General features: G+C 65.0%; 17 protein-coding genes and 7 pseudogenes. 12 read left to right on the top strand and 12 right to left on the bottom strand.

The window, feature by feature from the left end; genetic code table 11:
- Positions 1–54 precede the first annotated feature (54 nt).
- The 9 genes and pseudogenes from CFB34_RS33575 to CFB34_RS33535 all read right to left on the bottom strand — a co-directional run bounded on the left by CFB34_RS33575 (position 55) and on the right by CFB34_RS33535 (position 5,846).
- On the bottom strand, positions 55–849 hold the full coding sequence (locus CFB34_RS33575) for a molybdopterin-dependent oxidoreductase (protein WP_027810693.1): 795 nt from the start codon (positions 847–849) through the stop codon (positions 55–57).
- 4 nt (positions 850–853) lie between these two features.
- Positions 854–1,438 (bottom strand): cytochrome b/b6 domain-containing protein, encoded by a 585-nt coding sequence (locus CFB34_RS33570; RefSeq protein WP_046544053.1) that lies wholly within the window; start codon positions 1,436–1,438, stop codon positions 854–856.
- Positions 1,439–1,827: 389 nt separating this feature from the next.
- Positions 1,828–2,088: pseudogene (locus CFB34_RS33565) on the bottom strand (NrsF family protein); the annotation flags it as partial.
- A pseudogene (locus CFB34_RS33560) lies at positions 2,089–2,340 on the bottom strand (sigma factor-like helix-turn-helix DNA-binding protein); the annotation flags it as partial.
- 75 nt (positions 2,341–2,415) lie between these two features.
- Positions 2,416–2,610, bottom strand: a pseudogene (locus tag CFB34_RS33555) (integrase core domain-containing protein); the annotation flags it as partial.
- A 39-nt stretch (positions 2,611–2,649) separates the two neighbouring features.
- A complete protein-coding gene (locus CFB34_RS33550) occupies positions 2,650–3,918 on the bottom strand; it encodes an IS256 family transposase (protein ID WP_080001177.1) in 1,269 nt (422 codons plus the stop codon).
- A 62-nt stretch (positions 3,919–3,980) separates the two neighbouring features.
- Positions 3,981–4,289: pseudogene (locus CFB34_RS33545) on the bottom strand (DDE-type integrase/transposase/recombinase); the annotation flags it as partial.
- Positions 4,290–4,348: 59 nt separating this feature from the next.
- Positions 4,349–5,335: a cation diffusion facilitator family transporter gene (locus CFB34_RS33540; protein WP_027810736.1), complete on the bottom strand. Its 987-nt coding sequence runs from the start codon at positions 5,333–5,335 to the stop codon at positions 4,349–4,351.
- Positions 5,336–5,423: 88 nt separating this feature from the next.
- Positions 5,424–5,846 (bottom strand): annotated as a pseudogene (locus CFB34_RS33535) (Cd(II)/Pb(II)-responsive transcriptional regulator).
- Positions 5,847–5,928: 82 nt separating this feature from the next.
- Between CFB34_RS33535 and CFB34_RS33530 the strand changes: the two are divergent.
- From CFB34_RS33530 to CFB34_RS33490, 9 genes and pseudogenes are all read left to right on the top strand, one after another.
- A complete protein-coding gene (locus CFB34_RS33530) occupies positions 5,929–8,322 on the top strand; it encodes a heavy metal translocating P-type ATPase (RefSeq protein WP_080289699.1) in 2,394 nt (797 codons plus the stop codon).
- A 45-nt stretch (positions 8,323–8,367) separates the two neighbouring features.
- Complete coding sequence (locus CFB34_RS33525) at positions 8,368–8,700, top strand: zinc ribbon domain-containing protein (RefSeq protein WP_034175768.1); 333 nt, start codon at positions 8,368–8,370, stop codon at positions 8,698–8,700.
- A 511-nt stretch (positions 8,701–9,211) separates the two neighbouring features.
- Positions 9,212–9,415, top strand: a pseudogene (locus tag CFB34_RS33520) (transposase domain-containing protein); the annotation flags it as partial.
- A 187-nt stretch (positions 9,416–9,602) separates the two neighbouring features.
- Positions 9,603–9,715, top strand: a pseudogene (locus CFB34_RS33515) (IS3 family transposase); the annotation flags it as partial.
- A gap of 279 nt (positions 9,716–9,994) precedes the next feature.
- A complete protein-coding gene (locus tag CFB34_RS33510) occupies positions 9,995–11,302 on the top strand; it encodes a TolC family protein (protein WP_039349349.1) in 1,308 nt (435 codons plus the stop codon).
- A 26-nt stretch (positions 11,303–11,328) separates the two neighbouring features.
- Positions 11,329–12,798 carry an efflux RND transporter periplasmic adaptor subunit gene (locus CFB34_RS33505; RefSeq protein ID WP_039349346.1) on the top strand — a complete coding sequence of 490 codons (1,470 nt, stop codon included), beginning with the start codon at positions 11,329–11,331 and terminating at the stop codon, positions 12,796–12,798.
- 128 nt (positions 12,799–12,926) lie between these two features.
- Positions 12,927–16,139, top strand: coding sequence for a CusA/CzcA family heavy metal efflux RND transporter (locus CFB34_RS33500; protein WP_027809992.1), 3,213 nt, complete (start codon positions 12,927–12,929; stop codon positions 16,137–16,139).
- Positions 16,139–16,822, top strand: coding sequence for a heavy metal response regulator transcription factor IrlR (irlR, locus tag CFB34_RS33495; RefSeq protein WP_006490455.1), 684 nt, complete (start codon positions 16,139–16,141; stop codon positions 16,820–16,822). Before CFB34_RS33500 ends, irlR begins: the two co-directional genes overlap by 1 nt.
- Positions 16,819–18,243, top strand: a complete 1,425-nt coding sequence (locus tag CFB34_RS33490) for a heavy metal sensor histidine kinase (RefSeq protein WP_027809993.1) — start codon at positions 16,819–16,821, stop codon at positions 18,241–18,243. Before irlR ends, CFB34_RS33490 begins: the two co-directional genes overlap by 4 nt.
- An 82-nt stretch (positions 18,244–18,325) precedes the next feature.
- On the opposite strand, the gene CFB34_RS33485 is transcribed toward CFB34_RS33490, so the two are convergent.
- The gene (locus tag CFB34_RS33485; protein WP_027809994.1) at positions 18,326–18,610 is read right to left on the bottom strand and encodes a DUF4148 domain-containing protein; all 285 of its coding nucleotides are present in this window, start codon (positions 18,608–18,610) and stop codon (positions 18,326–18,328) included.
- Positions 18,611–18,756: 146 nt separating this feature from the next.
- Between CFB34_RS33485 and CFB34_RS33480 the strand changes: the two genes are divergently transcribed.
- Positions 18,757–19,152 carry a hypothetical protein gene (locus CFB34_RS33480; protein ID WP_223274451.1) on the top strand — a complete coding sequence of 132 codons (396 nt, stop codon included), beginning with the start codon at positions 18,757–18,759 and terminating at the stop codon, positions 19,150–19,152.
- A gap of 205 nt (positions 19,153–19,357) precedes the next feature.
- Here the strand turns inward: CFB34_RS33480 and CFB34_RS33475 are convergent, their stop codons facing one another.
- Positions 19,358–20,518: a porin gene (locus CFB34_RS33475; protein WP_027809996.1), complete on the bottom strand. Its 1,161-nt coding sequence runs from the start codon at positions 20,516–20,518 to the stop codon at positions 19,358–19,360.
- A 315-nt stretch (positions 20,519–20,833) separates the two neighbouring features.
- Between CFB34_RS33475 and CFB34_RS33470 the strand changes: the two genes are divergently transcribed.
- On the top strand, positions 20,834–21,109 hold the full coding sequence (locus CFB34_RS33470) for a DUF4148 domain-containing protein (protein ID WP_027809997.1): 276 nt from the start codon (positions 20,834–20,836) through the stop codon (positions 21,107–21,109).
- 64 nt (positions 21,110–21,173) lie between these two features.
- Positions 21,174–21,677: a hypothetical protein gene (locus tag CFB34_RS33465; protein WP_027809998.1), complete on the top strand. Its 504-nt coding sequence runs from the start codon at positions 21,174–21,176 to the stop codon at positions 21,675–21,677.
- A 22-nt stretch (positions 21,678–21,699) separates the two neighbouring features.
- Here CFB34_RS33465 and CFB34_RS33460 read toward each other — a convergent pair whose 3' ends face one another.
- Complete coding sequence (locus tag CFB34_RS33460) at positions 21,700–22,425, bottom strand: hypothetical protein (protein ID WP_027809999.1); 726 nt, start codon at positions 22,423–22,425, stop codon at positions 21,700–21,702.
- Positions 22,426–22,536: the final 111 nt, after the last annotated feature.

Genomic DNA, 22,536 nt, shown 5'->3' with positions numbered 1-22,536 from the left:
TTCCGACGGATCGCCGGCTGCGTCGAGGGCGCCCGCTACGCGTTCCTTCGCGCCTCAGGAGCCGCCGAACCAACTGTACCCTTGGTCTTCCCAGTAACCGCCAGGGTACGTATTTGTGACGAACATCTCCATAATGTGCTTCGGGTTTTTGTAGCCGAGCTTTGTCGGCATCCGCAGCTTCATCGGAAAGCCGTATTCGGGCGGCAGCGTCTTGCCGTCGTACTGAAACGTCAGCAGTGTCTGGGAGTGCAGCGCCGTCGCCATGTCGATACTTCCGTAATAGTCATCCGCACATTTGAAGCCGACATACTTTGCCGACGTGTCCGCACCGATCCGCTGCAGGAATTCGCGGAAAGGCGTCCCGCCCCAGCGGCCAATCGCGCTCCATCCTTCCACGCAAATGTGACGCGTGATCTGTTCGGCATGCGGCAGTGCGTACAGCTCCGGTAGCGTCCAAGTGCGCTTTCCGGTCACAAGGCCGCCAATCTGCAGCCGGTAGTTCGAGCCGTCCACGTCGGGCACCTCGTCTATTCCGTAATACGCATTGAACGGAAACGGCCGCGTGATTTGCGCTTCGGTGTAAGTCGGCGCCAGCCGGGTCGGGTCGAACAGCCACGCCTGCACGCGGTCGTTCATCCGCGACACCCGCATCAGGAAGGCGTTGACCGATTGGTCGTCGGTGAGGCTGCAGCCCGTCAGCATCGCGAGGCCGCCGAGCGTCAGCGCGCGCTGGGTGAAGAGGCGCCGCGACGGCAGCGCCAGTTCGCGTTGCGCGTCTTTCAGGATCGACTTGCGATCGAGCGACGGGCTGACAGGAAAACTGATCTTCTGCCTAATGGACATCGCAATCTCCTCAGCGTCCGCGGATCATCGTCAGCAGCGAGCGGGGCACCACGGCGACCATCGCGACATGCACCACGACGAACGCTACCAGCACGGCCATCGCGCAGAAATGGACGATGCGCGCGGACTCGTAACCGCCCATCAATTCCCGAAGCAGCGGGAACTGCACTGATTTCCAGAGCACTATCCCGGACAGCACCAGTACGATCAAGTCGATGATCGCAATCAGGTAGGCGAGTTTCTGCACCGCGTTGTAGTTGTGCAAATCGTCGTGATGCAGCTTCCCAGCCAGCGCTCGCATGAGATCGCGCAGCACGGCCACCGGCGCCAGCGGAAAGAATTTACGAAAGAGGCGCCCGGTCACGAGGTTCAGCACGAGATAGACGATGCCGTTGAAAACCAATACCCACATCGCCGCGAAATGCCATTGCAGCGCGCCGGCGAGCCACCCGCCCAGCGTAATGTCCGGCGAAAACATGAATCCTTTGAAGATCGGCGACGCATCATAGATGCGCCAGCCGGACAGCACCATCACGATCGCGGCGAGTGCGTTCACCCAGTGCGTGATGCGTAGCCAGATCGGATGAATCGCCATGATCGCCTCTCTTAACCGCACACCGTCAGAGCGGTCGCCTGCAGCTCGCCGCTGTCCCTTGCGCCCATGCGTGACGGTGACGATGCCGCATGTATCAGATTGTAGATTTAGCTGGTACTGCCGACCGCGATTTTCTGGCACATTTCGACGGCTGCACGACGTGCAGCTCCGCCGCCCGTCAGCCACGAGCGTCTTGCCGCCGCTTTCGTCTGCTTGAACCGGCTGCAAGACCCGCTCGTCGCCGAAGTACCGGCACGCTCCGCGTCGACCAACACTTGAGACCGTGTCCGACCATCCTGTTATGTCGAGATTCGACGTTGGCGTGCTTGCGAAGAAGGTTCGTGGCAATTGCGGCGTCGCAAGAAGGAGAGCGAAATCCCATCCGCTAATCACTCGCCCGCTCCGACCCAACGGAACAGCCGCGCGCCGTACGACGCGCTCGCGATCAACAGGACGATTATCAGCCCGACGTTCCACGCGAGAATCATCATCGTGGCGTCGAGCGGATGATAGAGCGATAGCGCGACCGCCGTCATCGCGGAGACGGCAACGCTTCCCGCCATGACCACGGGCACCGGCGCGAGACGTGCGGCATGGCGCAGCATGATCAGCAGTGTCAACGAAAGCGGCACACCGGTGAGCACGAGCGTGACCCCGCGATGGACCGCGACCTCCAGGGCGGCAACCGTCATGCCGCTCGCGACGGCCGCTTCCTTCAACGACATTTCCTCGAGTTTGAGCGTCCGGATCGCGTCGCGCTGGCCCTGTGGTAACCGGGAGGGCGCGTCGCGCAGCACCCGCGAATCGGCTGCCTCCTCCATAAGATTCGCTCCGTGGCCGGCCAAGGTTTCGTGGTCGGGGTCGAGCGACATCTCGCGTGATGCCGCACGGCCCCGGCGACGTTGTATCAGGCAGGCAGAGGTGGCTCCGTACGTTCGGACAGTCGTTTCGCGATTTAAAGTGGAAGCCGCTGATCGTTAAGCTGCCGTTTTGATCGCAGGCAGCATCGCGAAGTAAGCCTCGTCCGGCGTCCGGTCGGTCAGACTGGAATGAGGCCGTTGCCGGTTGTACCACGTCATGTAAGCGGCGATCGACTCGCGGGCCTGGCTCACCGATTCATACGGTTTTAAATATACCTATTCATATTTCACACTCCGCCATAGCCGCTGAACCTGTCCGCATTTTTGTGGGCGAGGCGGTTGAACAACAGGTTATCCACGCGCCTGCGTGAATCGCTCGCCGAACAGGATAGCAAACTGGTTCATCGCTGATTTCCAGTCGAAGGCGGCCCGCACGGTCTTGGCCAGCACGTTGCGCAGCGCCAGCCAGAGCAGCTTGATCGCCGCCTCGTCATTGGGGAAGTGACCACGGGTCTTGATGATCTTGCGCAGTTGCATGTTCAGACTTTCAATGGCATTCGTTGTGTACACGACCCGTCGAATCTCCGGCGGAAACACGAAGAACGGTATGACGTGCTCCCAGGCGCGCTGCCACGATTGCACGATGGTCGGATATTTCTCGCCCCACGGGCCGTCGGCGAAGTCCTGTAACGCCTGCCTTGCCGCCTCTTCGCTAGCGGCTGCGTAGATCGGGCGCAGGGCTGTGGCGAGCGCCTTACGGTCCTTGTAGCTGGCGTACTCGAGGCTGTTGCGGATCAGATGCACGATGCAGGTCTGAACGGTTGTCCGCGGATAGGCTGCACTGATGGCCTCGGTCAGCCCCTTCAGGCCATCGACCACGGCGATCAGGATGTCCTGGCAGCCGCGCGTCTTGAGTTCGTTGAACACCTTGAGCCAGAACTTGGCGCCCTCGGTCTGCTCGATCCAGAGGCCCAGCACGTCGCGCTGGCCGTCGGCCTGGATGCCCAAGGCCAGATAGACGGCCTTGTTGCTGACCACGCCGTCGTCGCGGATCTTGACCCGCAGCGCATCGAAGAACACCACCGGGTACATTGGCTCGAGCGGGCGGTTCTGCCAGCTCAGCGCCTCGGCCATCACCTCGTCGGTGACCGAGCTGATGAAGTCGGGCGACACTTCGGTGCCGTAGTGCTCGGCCAGAAACCCTTGAATCTCGCGCACACTCATGCCGCGGGCGTACATCGCGATGATGCGTTCGTCGAAGCCGGTGAAGCGGCGCTCGTGCTTGGGAATCAGAATCGGCTCGAAGCTGCCGTCGCGATCGCGGGGGACTTCGACCCGAACCGGGCCACGATCGGTGATGACCGTCTTGCCGCTGGCGCCGTTGCGCTCGTTGGCTTGCCCGGTAGGCTTGGACTGGCCGGACGGGTAGCCCAAATGCAGATTCATCTCGGCGCCCATTGCGCGTTCGATGATCGCTTTGTTGAACGCCAGCATCAGATCCTGGACCTCGGTCGGCGTCATCGGCCCCTTGACCAGTTGGTCCAGCAGTTCCTTGGGCAACTCAGGCAGCGGCCCGCGGGCCGCTGCCTGACGCGCTACGGTTTGTCTTTTCTTCTTCATCGGCATATCCATGGCTTTTACACCTCATGATATGCCCCGCCCACAAAATGACGGATAGGTCCTAGCCGCTCGACGAACACATTGTCGCGCCAACTGCCCTTGCCATCCATCGACAGCCGGACGCCTTTGCCGAGCACCATCTCAGTGAACGCGTCGCTGGTGAATTGGCTACCCTGATCGGTATTGACGATTTCCGGCTGCCCATACCTCGCGAACGCCTCTTCCAGCACGGCGACGGCATGCTCGGCTTCGAGCGTGATGGCTACCCGGTGCGCGAGCACACGGCGGCTTGCCCAGTCGACGACTGCCGTCAGATAGACGAAGCCGCGCGCCATCGGAACGTACGTCGTGTCGAGTGCCCAGACCTTGCTTTCGATGATCGCCTTCAAGATGACTTCGCCGGAGGCTTACACTGAGACTGACTCCCCGGCTACACAACGTGTGCGGGAGCCAGAAGGCACGGATGCGACGGATCACCGGCCTCGATCTGAAACGTAGCGTGATTGATGGAGAAGCGCGTGCGTAGTTCCTCGCAGGCTGACTGAACAAACGCATCATCGATGCCGCCCCCGGGTCGTACCAGATGTACTGTCAACGCAGTCTCTGTCGTGCTCAGCGGCCAGATGTGGAGATCATGAACGTCCTGCACGCCAGGCATAGAAGCGAGAAAGGCCTGTACCTTCGCTGCATCTACCGCTTCCGGTACTTTATCGAGCGCCAGATTGACGCTGTCGCGCAGCAGTCCCCATGTTGAAAACAGAATCAGCGCCGCGATGCCGAGGCTGACAATCGGATCGAGCAGGGACCAACCGGTCATCATGATGACGAGTCCCGAGATCACGACTCCGGCGGAGACGGCGGCGTCCGCAGCCATATGCAGGAACGCTCCTTTGATGTTCAGATCGCCCGCACGTCCGCGGGCAAATAACAGCGCCGTTGCGCCATTGATCAGGATGCCGATTGCAGCGACGATCATGACGGTTCTGCCGCCGACCTGGTCGTTAGCCAGCCCCGAAGTCAGTCGCCGGATCGCCTCCACGGAAATGCCGCCAACGCCGACCAGCAGTACAACCGCGTTGGTCAACGACGCGAGGATCGAGCTTCTGCTGTATCCGTAGGTGCGACTATGCGTTGGTTTTCGCCGTCCAAGCCATGCCGCGAACCAGGCCAGCAGGAGTCCAAGGACATCGCCAAGGTTGTGTGCGGCGTCTGCGAGCAAAGCGATGGAGTGCGCCGCGAGACCATATACAACCTCTGCCACCACGAAACCGGCATTGAGCGCTGAGCCGATCGCGAACGCGCTATCGAACCCGGCGGGCGGTGCGTGATTGTGGTGGTGATGCCCGTGGCTATCCTGATGATGAGCGTGCTCGCCGTGGTCGTCGTGATGATGGTCGTGTCCGCTGGGGCGTGTCATCCTGGCTCCTACGTTCTTCATGGTCATGCCAACGCGATAGCAATGTGGATGCCTTGCACTCGCGCGCCATGTCGACTTGCGGTAATGCTCAGACGTGGCTGTGCGATGGGGGCGAACCAGCCATCACCGTCGTGCGAAGCTCCTGCATAATGCCGCAGTCTTCGACTGCATTCCTGGCGGCGCACCGGCTGCGCACAGCAATTGCCCTTTCAGCGCGTTGAGTTCGTCAATCCGTTCCGCAACGTGACCAATATGTTCATCGACAAGCCCGTTTACGCCAGCACAGTCAACGCCTGAGGCTTCGCTTGCATCCAGCAGCGTCAGGATCTCGGTGTGACTCATGCCCAGGCCCGGCAGTTTCGAAGGAAACGCAGCCTCTGAAGGTGCGTGTCGCCGTAGATCCGGTAATTGGTATCGGACCGTTCCGCAACGGGAAAAAGGCCTTCCTTCTCGTAGAACCGGACCGTATCGGCCGTGCAGCTGCCTGCATGGCCAGCTCGCTAATTTTCATACAAAATTTCCTTGCGCTGTGCTTGACCTTGGAGCGGCTCCAAGGTGTTTACTAGACCACAACGCGCTTAAGGAATCCAGCAATGTCCAAAACGACCCCTTCGTCTGGCGGAAACACCAATCTCCAGCAGGTTGGCCATCAGGATCAATCCGCTCACAGCCATGGCGGTCAGCTCGCCGCGGCAACCGACGGCTCCGCTCATGCTCACGATCGCGACCAGGAGCATTGCTGTGGCACCGCCCATTGGCATGAGCACGCTCCCGTACACAGCGACAGCCATGATCATGGCCGTGATCACGACCACGACCACGACGGCAGCTGCTGCACTCCCGGCGCAGCAACGTTGGGTGCGCTCGCCTCGCCGACGGTGGCCAGTGACAGCGTCTGCACGCCGATCCGCATTCTGCAGATGGACTGCCCCACGGAAGAAGCCTTGATTCGCAACAAGCTCGGCGCAATGGCGTCCGTCAAGGGCATGGAGTTCAATCTGATGCAGCGGGTGCTGACTGTTACCCACGCGCCGGACGCCCTCGCGCCGGTGCTCGACGCAATCCGCTCGCTGGACTTTACTCCTGAGGTTGCCAAAGCCGGTGGGCAGCTTGCAGCGGTTCCGGAAGCGCCCGCGAAGCCGTGGTGGCCACTCGCGCTAGCCGGTTTGGCGGCGATTGCGTCGGAAGCAGCGAGCTGGTTGGGACAGCCGGGATGGGTGAGCGCCGCACTGGCCATCCTTGCTGTCCTGGCGTGCGGTCTCACGACTTACCGAAAGGGCTGGGTGGCACTCCGCAACGGCAATCTGAACATCAACGCGCTGATAAGCATCGCCGTCACCGGCGCACTGGCGCTCGGCCAGTGGCCGGAAGCCGCGATGGTGATGGTGCTGTTCACGATTGCCGAGCTGGTTGAGGCGAAGTCGCTCGACCGCGCACGCCACGCGATTCAGGGTCTCATGCGGCTTGCCCCTGAAAAGGCCACCGTCAGGCAACCGGACGGCTCGTGGGCCGAAATCGAGGCGGGGTCGGTGATCGTTGGCTCCGTGGTGCGCGTGAAACCGGGCGAGCGTATCGGCCTCGACGGCAACATCGTGGCGGGGCGCTCGAGCATCAACCAGGCACCGATCACGGGCGAGAGCCTGCCGGTCGAAAAAGCCGAAGGTGACCTGGTGTTCGCTGGGACGATCAACGAAGCGGGCTCGTTCGAATATCGCGTCACCGCGGCGGCGGGCAGCACGACGCTCGCCCGTATCATCCACGCGGTGGAGGAAGCGCAAGGCGCGAAGGCGCCAACTCAACGGTTCGTCGACCAGTTCGCACGAGTCTACACGCCAATCGTGTTCGCGATCGCCATGGCGGTCGCGGTCGTCCCGGCGCTGGTGATGAACGGGAACTGGCATGACTGGATCTACAAGGCGCTCGTGCTGCTCGTCATCGCGTGCCCGTGCGCCCTTGTGATTTCGACGCCGGTCTCAATTGTCAGTGGCCTCGCCGCTGCAGCGCGCCGTGGCATCCTGATCAAGGGCGGCACCTACCTTGAACAGGGGCGAAAGCTGACCTGGCTCGCTCTCGACAAGACAGGCACGATCACCCATGGCAAGCCGGTGCAGACTGATTTCGAACTGCGTGCGCAGGTCGACCTCGCGAACTGCTGCGCGTTGGCCGCGAGTCTTGCAAGTCGCTCCGATCATCCGGTTTCACTGGCGATCGCCAACGCCGCGGAGGTGCAGCATCTTCCGCGTCTGCCGGTCGATGACTTCGAAGCAATTCCCGGCCGCGGCGTGCGCGGCACGATCGATGGCGTGTCCTGGTCGCTCGGCAACCACCGGCTGGTCGAAGAAATGGGACGTTGTTCGCCGGACCTGGAGGCCCGTCTGGATACCCTTGAGCGACAGGGAAAGACGGTCGTCATGCTGGTCAATAATGACCGCGTCGTGGCGCTCTTTGCGGTCGCAGACACCGTGAAGGACACCAGCCGCGCAGCCATCGCGGAATTGCATCGGCTGGGGGTGCGCACCGCGATGCTCACCGGCGATAATCCGCACACGGCAGAAGCGATTGCCGGGCAGGTCGGCATTGACCAGGCGAAGGGAAACCAGTTGCCTGAAGACAAGCTCAATGCCGTCGATGCATTGGCGGCCGACGGGGCGACAGTCGGCATGGTCGGTGACGGCATCAATGACGCGCCGGCGCTCGCGCGGGCCGATATTGGCTTCGCAATGGGCGCAATGGGAACGGACACCGCGATCGAGACGGCAGACGTCGCGCTAATGGATGACGACCTGCGAAAGATTCCTGCCTTCATCCGCCTGTCCAGAGCGACGCATTCCATCCTCGTGCAGAACATAACCGTGGCGCTTGGAATCAAGGCTGTCTTCCTGACACTCACGGTGGCGGGGTACGGAACCATGTGGATGGCGGTATTCGCCGACGTGGGAGCCAGTCTACTGGTGGTGGGCAACGGCCTGCGTCTGCTGCGCAAGTGAACGGCAGGCAGTGCCAGAACTGACCCGACTCTACTGGAGGTTGCGATGGGGTGGTTGGAAAGAATACTTGGTGGTCATCATGGCGGCCGCGGTAGCCACGAGGGCGGACGGGACGCACACGGCGGTGGCCACGGCTATGGTGGCGGCCACGGCTCAGGTGGTCATCATGACCAGGCTTGGGGAAGGACGGCGGCACCTCCGCAGCGTGCCACGGACGCCGTTACCTGTCCGAAATGCATGACGGCCAATGCGCAGGGCGCACGTTTCTGCAGTCAATGCGCCACGTCGCTGGGTCCAGTGGTATGCGGAAAATGCAATGTTGCGCTGGCGACCGGCGCGAGGTTCTGCAGCCAGTGCGGCAGTCCGGTCACTGGATGACGCCCGCCGTTAAACTGGCGCTTCTTACGCTTCCGCCCCTTCTCGCAGCAGGCGCCGGGGCGCTCGTCGTATCCGTGAAGACGCCCGGTGCCCGCACAACCAGTGTCATCCAGCATTTCACCGGCGGCATCGTGTTCGCAGCTGCGTCCCTGGGGTTACTGCTCCAGGACAGAACGCACACGACGACCCCAGTCGTCATCGGCTCCGTACTGGGCCTGTTGCTGACGCTGGCATCCGGCAGATGTGCGACCGGCTGGAGAGGTGGTTGGAAGATGCAACGCTGCCGACAGGTCTGATCATCGTCACGGCCATCGACCTCATCGTCGATGGTCTGGTACTTGGTATCGCATTTTCGGCGGGCGAACAGACGGGCCTCATCCTCACGATAGCTCTCACGCTCGAGGTGCTTTTTCTCGCGCTGTCGGTGAGCGCCGCGCTCAACGTTGCGCGCACAAGCAGGCTGTGGACGCTCGCCGTACCGGTCGTGCTCGCCGCATTGCTGAGCATATCCGCGGTTGGCGGCCACGCGTTGTTCGCCGGCTCACTGCGCGCGGGGCAACGTGCAGCCGCGATCATGAGCCTGATCCGGTCGGCGCAGCTTAACGGCCATGATCCGTACGCCTACCTGAAAGAGGTGCTTACCCGACTGCCCACGCATCGTGCCGACGACATCGCGGCGCTGCTTCCGCATCGCTGGACGCTCGCCGCGGCTTGATCAGCGGCACCTCACGAGTCTCGGTGCCTTTACCGGGTGCTTACCGATGTTGAGCACTATCGCTTAGCTGAACGTAACGGCTGCGATCACGACGTCTGAAAGAGATGGCCGCGCAAATTCGGACAGTGGGATCAGTGGAACGCTCGGGGCCTGAGCCGGCGATAATGCCGACAAAGGAACCAGAAAGATGACGAAGAGAACCCGACGGACGCACTCAGCCGTGTTAAAAGCGAAAGTGGCGATGGCGGCGGTCAAGGTGAGCGGACGCTAGCCGAACTGGCGCAGCAGTTCGATGTGCACCGGGCATCCGCTTGTCCATGGACGGCAAACGTGCCGAGCGACAAAAACAGCCTGGTGCTGCACGGCGATAACGGCGCGACGCTGCGTTGCGATGGCCCCGCACGTCGGCAGCAAACAGCCTCTGGCTGCATGAATCAGGCGGCAACTACATTGACGCGCGCCGATCTACCAACCTCAACACCTGTCGCGCCGGACATGACGGAATTGTCATCTTCGCCTCATGTTCGCACTGCGGCCGGTCCGTAGCATCGGTCGCAAACCGTTACCGCAGAACTGAACATGTTCAAGCTCAACCTCGCCGTGGCCATCGTTTTCGCGATGGCCGCGACGGCTCATGCGCAGCCATCGCTGTCGCCGGGGCCGGCCCCGGCTGCCGCCGCCGCGCCGATCGGCGCACCGCCGTCCGACGCACTTCCTGCATCGTCATTGACGCTTGCCGACGCGCTCGCGGTCGCCGCCCGAAACAACCCGGCGCTGCGCGGCGCGCGCGCGGATGTCGATGCATCGGCCGGCGCGCTGATGCAGGCAGGCGCGCGCCCGAATCCCGAAGTGTCGTTTCTGCAGGAAGGCTTCAGCCGCGCGGAACGCACGTCGACCGCGCTGATCAACCAGACGATCGAACTGGGCGGCAAGCGTCGCGCGCGGCTCGACGTCGCGTCGTATGGCCGCGAATCGGCCAGCGCATCGCTCGACGAGCAGGGCGCCGTCGTGCGCGCCGACGTGATCGCAGCCTTCTACGGGCTGCTCGCCGCGCAGCGCCAGCTTCAGGTGACCGAGGAGTCGGCCGCGATCGCCGCGCGCTCCGCGGATCTGGCAGCCCGTCGCGCGCAGGCCGGCAAGGTGTCGCCGGTCGAGGCGACCAAGGCCCAGGTGGCGGCGGCCGGCGTGCAGATCGAAGTCGTGACCGCGCGTGGCCGTGTCGACGTTGCGCGCGAGAAGCTGAACGCGGTGATGGGCGAAGCGCGCAACGACCCGCTTGCGGTGCTCGGCGACCTCGAAGCCGTACCGTCGGTCGAGCCGCTGTCCGCGCTGACTGCGCGGCTCGATGATGCGCCGCTCGCGCGAATCGCGCGTGCCGAAATGCTGCGCTCGAACGCGGCCGTGTCGTTGGAGCGCGCGCGCCGCATCCCGGACGTGACGGTCAGCGCCGGCGTGAAGCGCGTGACCACGGGCGGCGTGCCCGACAACCAGGCGGTGGTCGGTGTGTCGATCCCGATTCCGCTGTTCAACACGAACAAGGGCGCGCTGCTCGAGGCGACGCACAAGGCCGAGCGCGCGAACGCCGATCTCGACCGCGAACGCACGCGGCTGCGGCTTGAACTGACGCAGGCATACGCCAATTTCGAGGCCGCCGAGCAGGAAGCGCAGCGGCTGAAGTCCGACATCCTGCCGGCCGCGCGCGTCGCGCTGGACGCGATGTCGCGCGGCTACGAACTCGGGAAGTTCAGCTTCCTCGACGTGCTCGACGCGCAGCGCACGCTGTTCCAGGGGCAGTCGCAATACGTCCGTGCGCTTGCCGACGCGCATACGGCCCGTGCCGATATCGGCCGGCTCGTCGGCACGCCGCTCGCGGCCGGCGCGCAATGAGCGCCCCTCTTAACTGAAGGATCATCATGTCACGCAGCAGAATCTTCATCATTGCGGCGGCCGTGCTCGGCGGCGCAGGAATCGTGATCGGCGCGCTCGCCGTCACGCGGGGCGGGAGCGGCGCATCGGCGCCGACGACCGCCGAATCCGCCCAGCCGGCCGAGGGCGCCGGCGCGCACGGCGGCGTCGTGCTGAAGCGCGGCAAGCTGTCCGTCGAGATCGTGATGACGGAAAAGCCCGGCGATGCGCGGCTCGTCGTCTATCCGTTCGTCGACGGCAAGCCCGCGACCAACGGCGTGACCGTGTCCGGCACGCTGGTGCGGTACGACCGCACGCACGAGCCGTTGCGGTTCGACGCGGCCGGCCAGAAGTTCGTGTCCGCACAGTCGGTCGCGAAGCCGCACGTATTCGATGCGACGATCGACGTGAAGGCCGGCAACGACGCCGCATCGTTCCCGTTCGCGCGCGCCGACGGCGCGGTCGCGCTGACCGACGCGCAACTGGCGACGTCGAAGATCGCGCTCGCGAAGGCCGGCCCCGCGCAGATTGCGACGCCGTTCCAGTTGCCGGGCGAGATCAAGTTCAACGAGGATCGCACCGCGCACGTGGTGCCGCGCGTGGCCGGCATCGTCGAACAGGTATCGGTGTCGCTCGGGCAGAACGTCGCGAAAGGGCAGGTGCTCGCCGTGATCGCGAGCACCGATCTGGCGGACCGCCGCAGCGAACTGCTGACGGCCGAGCGCCGGTTGTCGGGTGCGCGCGCAACCTACGAGCGCGAACGCACGCTGTGGCAGGAGCGCATCTCGGCCGAACAGGATTATCAGCAGGCGCAGGTGCAGTTGCGCGAGGCCGAGATCGCCGTGCAGAACGCGCGACAGAAGCTCGCCGCGCTGAACGCGCCGGCGGGCGCGGGCGCGCTGAACCGTTATGAACTGCGTGCGCCGTTCGCCGGCACGATCGTCGAGAAGCATGCGACGCCCGGCGAGGCGATCGCCGCCGATGCGAGCATGTTCGTGATCTCCGACCTGTCGACCGTGTGGGCCGAGATGGCCGTGCCGGCGCAGCGGCTGAACGACGTGCGCGTGGGCCGCGATGCGACCGTCAGCGCGACCGCGTTCGAATCGCGTTCGAGCGGCCCGATCGCGTACGTCGGTTCGCTGCTCGGCGAACAGACGCGTACCGCGCCGGCGCGCGTCGTGCTGCCGAACCCCGACGGCGTGTGGCGCCCGGGGATGTTCGTGAACGTGTCGGTCGACGCGGGCCGGCAGGGCGTGCCGCTCGCGGTCGCGAGCGACGCGCTGCAGGACGTCGACGGCGCGCCGTCGGTGTTCGTGCGTTCGCCGAAGGGTTTCGTCGCACAGGCCGTCGAAACGGGGCGGCGCGACGAACGCGCGACCGAAGTGCTGAAGGGGCTTAAGCCGGGCCAGGAATACGCGGCGACGAACAGCTTCGTGCTGAAGGCCGAACTCGGCAAGGGGAGCGCGGAACATGAATGAGCAGCAATACGCGTGCGCCGTGGCGCGACTGGCAGCCCGTTATGCGGCGCGCCTTCCGATCCGCCGGGTGACCGGCCGCGCGGCGCGCCCGGTACGGGCGACCGTACCCCGTTTCAAGGAATCCCGACATGTTTGAGCGCCTGATCCGCTTTGCGATTGCGCACCGCTGGCTCGTGATGCTCGCGATCGCGGCCGTGGCCGCGCTGGGCGTGTTCAGCTACCAGCGGCTGCCGATCGACGCGGTGCCCGACATCACGAACGTGCAGGTGCAGATCAACACGTCCGCGCCCGGCTACTCGCCGCTCGAGGCCGAGCAGCGCATCACCTATCCGGTCGAGACCGCGATGGCCGGGCTGCCGGGGCTGGAACAAACGCGTTCGATCTCGCGCTACGGGCTGTCGCAGGTCACCGTGATCTTCAAGGACGGCACCGACATCTACTTCGCGCGTCAGCTCGTCAACGAGCGCATCCAGGAAGCGAAGGACAAGCTGCCGGCCGGCGTCGCGCCCGCGATGGGCCCGACGTCGACGGGCCTCGGCGAGATCTACCTGTGGACTGTCGAAGCCGACGCCAATGCGCGCAAGCCCGACGGCACGCGCTACACGGCGGCCGACCTGCGCGAGCTGCAGGACTGGGTCGTGCGGCCGCAACTGCGCAACGTGCGCGGCGTGACCGAGGTCAACTCGATCGGCGGCTACGTGAAGGAGTATCGCGTCGCGCCGAATCCGGCGAAGCTGATGTCGTACGGGCTGACGCTCGCTGACGTCGTGCGGGCGCTCGAGCGCAACAACGACAACGTCGGCGCCGGCTACATCGAAAAGCGCGGCGAGCAGTATCTCGTGCGCGTGCCGGGCCAGGCGCGCACTGTCGACGACATCGCGAACATCGTGCTGACCAACGTCGGCGGCGTGCCGGTGCGGATGAAGGACGTCGGCGTGGTCGACGTCGGCCGCGAACTGCGCACCGGCGCCGCGACGTCGAACGGCGAGGAAGTCGTGCTCGGCACGGTGTTCATGTTGATGGGCGAGAACAGCCGGACGGTGTCGAAGGCCGTCGCCGCGAAGATGGAGGACGTGAACCGCACGCTGCCGGCCGGCGTGAAGGCGATTCCGGTGTACGACCGCACGGTGCTCGTCGAGAAGGCCGTCGCGACCGTGAAGAAGAACCTGCTCGAGGGCGCGGTGCTCGTGATCGCCGTGCTGTTCCTGTTCCTCGGCAACATCCGCGCGGCGCTGATCACCGCGCTCGTGATTCCGCTGTCGATGCTGATGACCTTCACGGGGATGGTCAACGCGAAGGTGAGCGCGAACCTGATGAGCCTCGGCGCGCTCGACTTCGGGATCATCGTCGACGGCGCGGTGGTGATCGTCGAGAACTGCGTGCGGCGGCTCGCGCATGCGCAGGCGGCGGCCGGGCGGCCGCTCACGCGCGACGAGCGTTTCGCCGAAGTGTTCGGCGCATCGCAGGAGGCGCGCCGCGCGCTGATCTTCGGGCAACTGATCATCATGGTCGTGTACCTGCCGATCTTTGCGCTGACCGGCGTCGAGGGCAAGATGTTCCACCCGATGGCGATCACGGTCGTGATGGCGCTCGCTGCCGCGATGGTGCTCACCGTCACGTTCATTCCGGCGGCCGTCGCGCTATTCATCGGCGAGCGGGTCGAGGAGAAGGAGAACCGGCTGATGCGCTGGGCGCGGCGTGCGTACGAACCGGTGCTCGCCGCGTTCATGACGCGCCCGGCACGCGTGATGATCGGGGCGGGCGCGATCGTGCTCGCCACGCTCGGACTCGCCACGCGGCTCGGCAGCGAGTTCATCCCGAGCCTCAACGAAGGCGACCTGGCCGTTGCCGCATTGCGAATTCCCGGCACGAGCCTGTCGCAGTCGGTCGAGATGCAGAAGTCGATCGAGAAGACGCTGAAGGCGCGCTTCCCCGAGATCGAGCGCGTGTTCGCGCGCACCGGCACGGCCGAGATCGCGGCCGACCCGATGCCGCCGAACCTGTCGGACGGCTACATCATGCTGAAGCCGGCCGACACGTGGCCCGACCCGAAGAAGCCGCGCGAGCAGCTCGTGAGCGAGATCGAGGAAGCGCTCGCCGAGCTGCCGGGTAACGCCTACGAGTTCTCGCAGCCGATCCAGCTGCGCTTCAACGAACTGATCTCGGGCGTGCGCAGCGACGTCGCCGTGAAGATCTTCGGCGACGACATGGCCGTGCTGAACCAGACCGGCGAACAGATCGCGGCCGCGTTGCGGAAGGTGCCGGGTGCGTCGGAGGTGAAGGTCGAGCAGACCACGGGCCTGCCGGTGCTGACCGTCAACCTCGACCGCGACAAGCTCGCGCGCTACGGCGTGAGCGTCGCCGACCTGCAGGATTCGGTGGCCGCGGCCGTCGGCGGGCAGAAGGCCGGTACGCTGTTCCAGGGCGATCGCCGCTTCGACATCGTCGTGCGGTTGCCCGACGAGCTGCGCACCGACATCGAGGCGATCAAGCGGCTGCCGATCGCGCTGCCCGCGCCGACGGCCGGCGCCGGCGCACCGCTCGCGGCGGCGCCGTACGTGCCGCTCGCGGAGCTCGCGACGATCGACGTGGCGCCCGGCCCGAACCAGATCAGCCGCGAGGACGGCAAGCGGCGAGTGGTCGTCAGCGCGAACGTGCGCGGGCGCGACGTCGGCTCGTTCGTCGCCGATGCGCGCGAGCAGTTGCAGCAGGACGTGCGCGTGCCGGCCGGCTACTGGGTGTCGTGGGGCGGGCAGTTCGAGCAGTTGCAAAGCGCGAGCGAGCGCCTGAAGCTCGTCGTGCCGCTCGCGCTGTTCATGGTGTTCGTGCTGCTGTTCGTGATGTTCAACAACGTGAAGGACGGCTTGCTCGTATTCACTGGCATTCCGTTCGCGCTGAGCGGCGGGGTCGTGTCGCTGTGGCTGCGCGGGATTCCGCTGTCGATCACGGCGGCGGTCGGCTTCATCGCGTTGTCCGGCGTGGCCGTGCTCAACGGTCTCGTGATGATCTCGTTCATCCGCAACCTGCGCGACGAAGGGGAGCCGCTCGACGCCGCGGTGCGCGACGGCGCGCTCACGCGGCTGCGGCCCGTGCTGATGACCGCGCTGGTCGCGTCGCTCGGCTTCCTGCCGATGGCGTTCGCGACCGGCACCGGCGCCGAGGTGCAGCGCCCGCTCGCGACGGTCGTGATCGGCGGTATCCTGTCGTCCACCGCGCTGACGCTGCTGGTGCTGCCGGTGCTGTACCGTGTCAGCCACGCGGTGTCGTGGCGCGCGGCGTTGCGCGGCGGGTTCGGCGCGGGCATGATGCGCCGGCTGCGTTTCTTCAAGGGTAATGCGTGATGCGAATTCTGATTGTCGAGGATGAACCGAAGACGGGCGCGTATCTGCGCAAGGGGTTGACCGAGGCCGGCTACGTCGTCGACTGGGTCGAGGACGGCATCACGGGCCAGCATCAGGCCGAAACGGAGGAGTACGACCTGCTCGTACTCGACGTGATGCTGCCGGGGCAGGACGGCTGGACGCTGCTGCAGAACCTGCGGCGCAGCAAGTCGACGCCCGTGCTATTCCTGACTGCGCGCGACGACGTCGGCGATCGCGTGAAGGGCCTCGAACTCGGCGCCGACGACTATCTCGCGAAGCCGTTCGACTTCGTCGAACTCACCGCGCGCATCAAGTCGATCCTGCGGCGCGGCCAGCCGCGCGATTCGAACACGCTGCGCGTGGCCGATCTCGAACTCGACCTGACGCGCCGCAAGGCCACGCGGCAGGGCGACACGATCCTGCTGACCGCGAAGGAATTCGCGCTGCTGTGGCTGCTGATGCGCCGCGAGGGCGAGATCCTGCCGCGCGCGACGATCGCATCGCAGGTGTGGGACATGAACTTCAACAGCGACACGAACGTCGTCGATTCGGCGATCCGGCGGCTGCGCTCGAAGATCGACGACGCATACGAACCGAAGCTGATCCACACCGTGCGCGGGATGGGCTACGTGCTCGAAGCGCGCGGCGGCGCGGCCGCATGATCGCGCGCCTGCTGCCGCGCACGCTGCGCGGACGCCTGACCGCGCTGATCGTCCTGTCGACGTCGGTGATCCTCGCGTCGAGCGGCGTCGCGCTTTACGAAGCGCTGAGCAACCGCGTCGAAACGACGTCGGCCGAGCAGATGGCCGGCATTTCCGCCGCATTGGGCACGCATCTGGCCGAAGCGCGCACGACGGCCGACGTCGCGCGCAACAGCGATATCTGGATCGACCAGTTGCACGGTCACCCGAACATGGACCTCGCGATCTTCGATGCCGCCGGGACGCGCATCGTCGGCACACCCGGCTTCCGTCCGTATGCGCCGCTGCTGTCGATGAACACAGGGCGCGTCCCCGTCGGCGTCGCGCCGCCGGGCGCACGGCACCAGTACCTGCTGACGGCCGTGCCGCTCGCCGGCGCGGGTGCGCCCGTGATGCGCGTCGCCGTGCAGTACGATCGCAGCGCCGACGTGCTGCTGTTGCGCACGCATGCTTATACGATCGTCGTGATCGAGGTGTTCGGCGTGGTGCTCGCGGCCGCGATCGCGTACGGCATCGCCGCGCTCGGGCTGAGCCCGCTGCGGCGGTTCGCCGCGCGTGCCGAGCAGATGTCGACGAGCCAGCTCGCGCATCCGCTGCCGGAACTCGATACGTCGGGCGAGCTGAAGGAGCTCGAGCATGCGTTCAACGGGATGCTCGAACGGCTGAACGAATCGTTCACGCGGCTGAGCCAGTTCTCGTCGAATCTCGCGCACGACATGCGCACGCCGCTCACGAACCTGCAGGCGGCCGCGCAGGTCGTGCTGTCGCAACCGCGCAGCGCGGACGAATACCGGAGCGTGATCGAGTCGAGCATCGACGAATACCAGCGGTTGTCGCGGATGATCGAGGACATGCTGTTTCTCGCGCGTTCGGAACAGGCCGGCACGTCGATCAGCGTGCGGCGGCTGAATGCGGCCGAGGAAGCGGAGCGGGTGGCCGGATACTACGAGCCGCTGGCGGAAGATGAAGGCGTGACCGTGAAGGTCGACGGCCACGCGTGGGTCGACGCGGATCTGACGCTGTACCAGCGCGCGTTGAGCAATCTGCTGTCGAATGCGCTGACCTATGCGCCGCGCGGCAGCGTCGTGACGATCGATTGCGTCGAGCAGGGTGGTGCGACGACGATCGCCGTGTCCGATACGGGGCCCGGCATTGCCGCCGAGCATGTCGGGCGGATTTTCGAGCGCTTCTATCGCGTCGATCCGTCGCGGCACAATTCGGCATCGGGCACGGGGCTCGGCCTCGCGATCGTCCGGTCGATCATGGACAACCACGGCGGCGAATGTGGCGTCGACAGCGAGCCGGGCCGCCGCACGACCTTCTGGCTGCGCTTTCCGCGACGGCCGGCCAAGTCGAAGCGGACGCCGGCCGCTAGCGCATAGCGGCGCCAGTACGTGGGGCCGCGCGTGGGTCCCAGAGCGCTAGCGCCTGCCACGTTACCCTCGATCAGTCCTTAGCGAGATATTACCGCTGGGCCAGATTATCGTGCTGGTCGGCCTGCGGGGCTTTCTCACCCGCATGCACTGAGATTCCGTGCAGTTCCTTGTTGCGCGAGACCATGTCCTTTGTCGGCGGGTATTGCGTCTTGCCCACCGGTACGACGCCTTCATGTTGCGCCTGCTTCAGCTCCTCTATGACCTGTGCGCGGGTCTTGCCTTGCGCCTGCGTCTGTGCGTGAGCAGCTTGCACGGCCATGCCGAGCGACATCGTGGCGGTGAGGAACAGAGTAGCCAATTTTGCGGTCTTCATTGTGAATACTCCTTGATTTGAACGAGGCCGCCGGGTGGCGAACCATGAGCCCAGTATGCAAAGACGGCCGTGCGCTACCGTGATCGAAAGATGAAAAATGCGTCAGATTCGGGGGCGTCACGGCAATTGCGGCATATGCGTGCGGCATGACGAAATTGTCATGTTCGCATCATGAATGCGATGCGCGGAAGGCGGAACATCGAGTCAGCCGCCTGCCGATGGCGTGGACGGCATTCGCGCCGTTCGCAAGCAGCAGGATCGAAAGCGGGCGGTCCTGCCTCGATTTCATTACAGGTCGAAAATTGCATCGTCCCGCCATTCGCCTCGCCTTGATCGCAGTCCTGATCGTCTCGCTGTTCGCGGGCTGCGCGTCGACACGTTCCGGCACCACGGCCACCGCCCCTGCCGCCGCGCGCAAGCCCGCGCCGGTCGACCTGACGGCTGGCGAGCAGGTCGACTATGCCGGGCATCGCTGCGGCAATCCGAACCTGTATGTGAAAACGCATCCATGCCTATTCCCGCAGCGCAATTCCGTGCGGTGATCGTCGGACACGCGTAAAGAGAAAATGGCCCGGCACTCGACGAGTCCGGGCCTAACGCGGGATCGTGCCATACGACATCGACCCGCTGCGTGGGTGTGAACGAGCGTGGCCCGTCACCGTTCCGATCGTAGCGGCGCGACGCATCGTGGACCTGATCCGAACATGAAATTTCCGTTACGAGGCGCGCATGGTTGGCCGCCGCGATTCAGAACCGGTGACGCAACCCGAGATTGACGATGCCCTGCGTGCGCGTGCCGCCATAGCCGTACGAGCCGATCGACGCCTGCGCCGTTTGGGTGCCGCCGTCGACCGTGCGCTGTTCCCCGTTCGCACGTTGCCAGGCACCGACCGCGTAGAGATCGGTGCGCTTCGATAGCACGTAGTCGGCGCCGGCCGATACCTGATGGTAGGTCGCGCTCGTATCTCCACGGGCCTTCGTGTAGCTGTAGCCGACGCCGACGAGCAGGTTGGCCGTTGCCTGGTAGTTGAAGAACCCGCGTGCGGTGTCGTATTTCTGCGTGCTTCGGAATACCGACATCGCATCAGCCTTGTACAGCGCATTGCTGTAGTCGACACCGACCGCGAAGGGCGCGAAGTTGTAGCGCAGCGCGCCGCGCGCGATGCCGATCGATTTCGCCGAGATGTAGCCGCCGTTGACCAGCGACCCATCGAACGTGCCGTCGGAAGTGCCGTTCCAGCCGGTGCGGATGCCGTTGGCGAGCGACGAACGGTTGGCCGCGTAGTAGTAGCCGCCCGCGACATCGACCGGGCCGTTGCTGTATGAAAGGCCGGCCGACCAAGTTTGCCCGGCACCGCTCTTGCCAGCCACGCCGCCGAGCGCATACATGCCGACGAATTGGAATCCGCCGATCGTCGGCGACGTGTACTTCACCGCGTTGTCGGTTCGCGACGACGTGTCGTAGTTATCGACGTCGCCGGGTGTTGCATACACGCTGCCGAAATAGAAGTCGCCGGTCACGGGCCACGCGACATCGGCAAGCGCGTCGTACTGGCGGCCGAGCGTCAGGGTGCCCCAGCGCGAGCTTTCCAGTCCGACGAACGCCTGCCGGCCGAACATCCGGCTGCCTTGCCCGAGCGCGCCGGTGTTCGGGTTGAAGCCGTTTTCCAGCGTGAAGATCGCCTTCAGCCCGCCGCCGAGATCCTCCGCGCCTTTCACGCCGAAGCGGTTGCCGAGCAGATTGCCGTTGCCGAGACCGACGAGATTCTTGCCGTCCGCACTGGCGTTCCATACATAGGTGAGCGACGTATCGAACAGGCCGTAGAGCGTGACTTCCGTCGCATGGGCCACTTGGGCTGTCGTCAGCAGCGCCGCCGACATCGTCACAAGCCGAACTGGTGTTTTCATGGTGTGTCCCTGAAGTTCAAGATGGTCGTTCCGTGCATCGTTCGACCCCGGTGCCGAGCTTTGCGGCGGCGGGCCGGAATATCGCGATCGCGCTGGCGATTCTGGAAAGCGTTCGAATCGTGGAGGTGAGGGACAAATGAGAAAAATGTCATCGCCGCCTCATGAGCGTCGAAACATGCGACGAATTTCATTCGCAGTGCAATGCAGGAGATGCCGGAACGGTGACGAAACCGTCATGCGGCGATCACGTTTCCGCACCGCCACCGGATCAAAGTGAAGGCTCGAGTCACGGATTTCCAGCAAGGAGCGAACGCCTTGAACATGCCGCGACCGATGATAGTCATCGCCGCTGCCGCGTTATCGATTGCGGCCTTTTCGCGAGCAGCGGCCGAGCAGCAGAAGACCCGGCAAGAAGTCCGCCAGGAACCGGTGCGCGCGCGCCACGATGGCGTGATCCCAAGCCCGAAACAAGATTACCCGGCGAGCCCGGCCACCGTCGCGCGCAACCAGGAAATCCATCGTGCAACGCTGCATCGCGGCGAGGCGGCGCCGATGGTCGATGCGCACGACAACCGCTTTCCGGTTCGCTGATCGTTCGTTCGCGGCCGACCGCCGCGGTGCCGGCCACCGCACCCCATAAGAAGAGGAGCGCGTCATGCGCAATATCGCGAAAGGAATCGTGCTTGTGGCATGTCTGATGTCGACGGCCGCGATGGCGGCCGGCTGGCCGGAGCGTGCGCTGTCGCATGCGTCGGCACACGACGTCGACCAGCGAGCTAACGAGCGGATGCGTTGCGAATTCGCGGCCGTGCCGGTCGGTGCGTGGACCGCGACGTTCATGCGCGGGCAATGCGAAGTCGACAACGGTCGGCTGACGTTCGTTCCTGCCGATGTCGGCGACGAGTCGACCGCCGCGGCGAAATGGATCGTGCTCGGCGACGTTCGCACCGCGTCGCATCAGTCACGCAAGCTGAAGGAACAGCTGCAGCTGACCACGCGCGACGAAGTGATCGCGCTGAACGTGCTGACCGACGACGGCAGTCGCAAGTCGCGCGAGCATGCGATCGATCTGTGGACTGCGCTGCGCAACGAGGGTGTCACGCCGGTCAACGGCACGCGGATCGTCGATACCTATCCGACCGGCGCGACGACCTGGTAGCCGTCGCGCCGTCGCGTGCGGCTCATCCGGCTTTCACCGATCCTTCGATCAGGAGGAACACGATGAAGCCGATGAAGAACGAAGCCGTCGCGAACGGTGTTTCGGGCACTTCGTGGGCTTCGACCAGCAGTTCCTCGGTGACGAGGTACAACAGCGCGACCGTGCCCAGTCCCAGCAGCGCCGCATAGATATTCGCCGGCAGCCCGGCGAACGCCACATTGCCGGCAACGGCCGCGACGCTCAACAGCGCCGCGAGCGCGACCGGCACGACGATCGACAGCAAGCGCCCGATGTCGGCCGCGGCCAGCGCCGCGCTGACCGACAGCGCGAGGAACAGCACCTCGAGCGTCAGCGCGACGGTCAGGATGATGCCGCTTTCGTCGCTTGCGGAAAAAGCGATGCCGAGCACCAGGCCGTCGACGACGAGGTCGATCGCGGTGACGATGATCAGGCTGACCGGCAACCGCGCTGCCTCGAAGCGCGTCTCGATCGCGCCCGACAGCGCGTGGATCGCCAGCATCAGCGCAAGGCCGAGCACGAAGCCGACGACGACCGGAAACAGCGCATGCTCGCGGTCCTGTGGCAGCAGTTCGAGCGCTGCGGCCGCGAACACGATGCCGCCGGTGAAATGCTGAATCACGCTTGACGTTTTTGGCCCAGGCGCGCGCCACGCGGCCGCGAGGGCGCCGAAAAAGGCCGCCAGGATGGGCGGTAACGTGAGCAACGCAAGCTTCGCGGTCGATGTCATGAGGCCTCTCAGCGGTTGGTGTGCCGCAGCGGGAGCTGCGTTGCACAATCGTACGCGCCGGGTGTCGCCTCGGCACGAACCGGGGATTGAATAGCTTGAAGCCGCTTCAGG

The organism is Burkholderia sp. HI4860 (assembly GCF_002223045.2).
GTDB lineage: Bacteria > Pseudomonadota > Gammaproteobacteria > Burkholderiales > Burkholderiaceae > Burkholderia.
The sequence above is the reverse complement of the archived record's forward strand: the minus strand, read 5'-3'. Positions and strand labels throughout refer to the sequence as shown.

Bases quoted from the DNA above. Each gene is read 5' to 3' on its own strand.
- CFB34_RS33465 (WP_027809998.1), top strand. From the start codon at position 21,174: ATGCGCAATATCGCGAAAGGAATCGTGCTTGTGGCATGTCTGATGTCG.
- CFB34_RS33525 (WP_034175768.1), top strand. From the start codon at position 8,368: ATGGGGTGGTTGGAAAGAATACTTGGTGGTCATCATGGCGGCCGCGGT.
- CFB34_RS33485 (WP_027809994.1), bottom strand. From the start codon at position 18,610: ATGAAGACCGCAAAATTGGCTACTCTGTTCCTCACCGCCACGATGTCG.
- irlR (WP_006490455.1), top strand. From the start codon at position 16,139: ATGCGAATTCTGATTGTCGAGGATGAACCGAAGACGGGCGCGTATCTG.
- CFB34_RS33475 (WP_027809996.1), bottom strand. From the start codon at position 20,518: ATGAAAACACCAGTTCGGCTTGTGACGATGTCGGCGGCGCTGCTGACG.
- CFB34_RS33490 (WP_027809993.1), top strand. From the start codon at position 16,819: ATGATCGCGCGCCTGCTGCCGCGCACGCTGCGCGGACGCCTGACCGCG.
- CFB34_RS33460 (WP_027809999.1), bottom strand. From the start codon at position 22,425: ATGACATCGACCGCGAAGCTTGCGTTGCTCACGTTACCGCCCATCCTG.
- CFB34_RS33540 (WP_027810736.1), bottom strand. From the start codon at position 5,335: ATGACACGCCCCAGCGGACACGACCATCATCACGACGACCACGGCGAG.
- CFB34_RS33480 (WP_223274451.1), top strand. From the start codon at position 18,757: ATGACGAAATTGTCATGTTCGCATCATGAATGCGATGCGCGGAAGGCG.
- CFB34_RS33530 (WP_080289699.1), top strand. From the start codon at position 5,929: ATGTCCAAAACGACCCCTTCGTCTGGCGGAAACACCAATCTCCAGCAG.
- CFB34_RS33500 (WP_027809992.1), top strand. From the start codon at position 12,927: ATGTTTGAGCGCCTGATCCGCTTTGCGATTGCGCACCGCTGGCTCGTG.
- CFB34_RS33550 (WP_080001177.1), bottom strand. From the start codon at position 3,918: ATGAAGAAGAAAAGACAAACCGTAGCGCGTCAGGCAGCGGCCCGCGGG.
- CFB34_RS33510 (WP_039349349.1), top strand. From the start codon at position 9,995: ATGTTCAAGCTCAACCTCGCCGTGGCCATCGTTTTCGCGATGGCCGCG.
- CFB34_RS33505 (WP_039349346.1), top strand. From the start codon at position 11,329: ATGTCACGCAGCAGAATCTTCATCATTGCGGCGGCCGTGCTCGGCGGC.
- CFB34_RS33570 (WP_046544053.1), bottom strand. From the start codon at position 1,438: ATGGCGATTCATCCGATCTGGCTACGCATCACGCACTGGGTGAACGCA.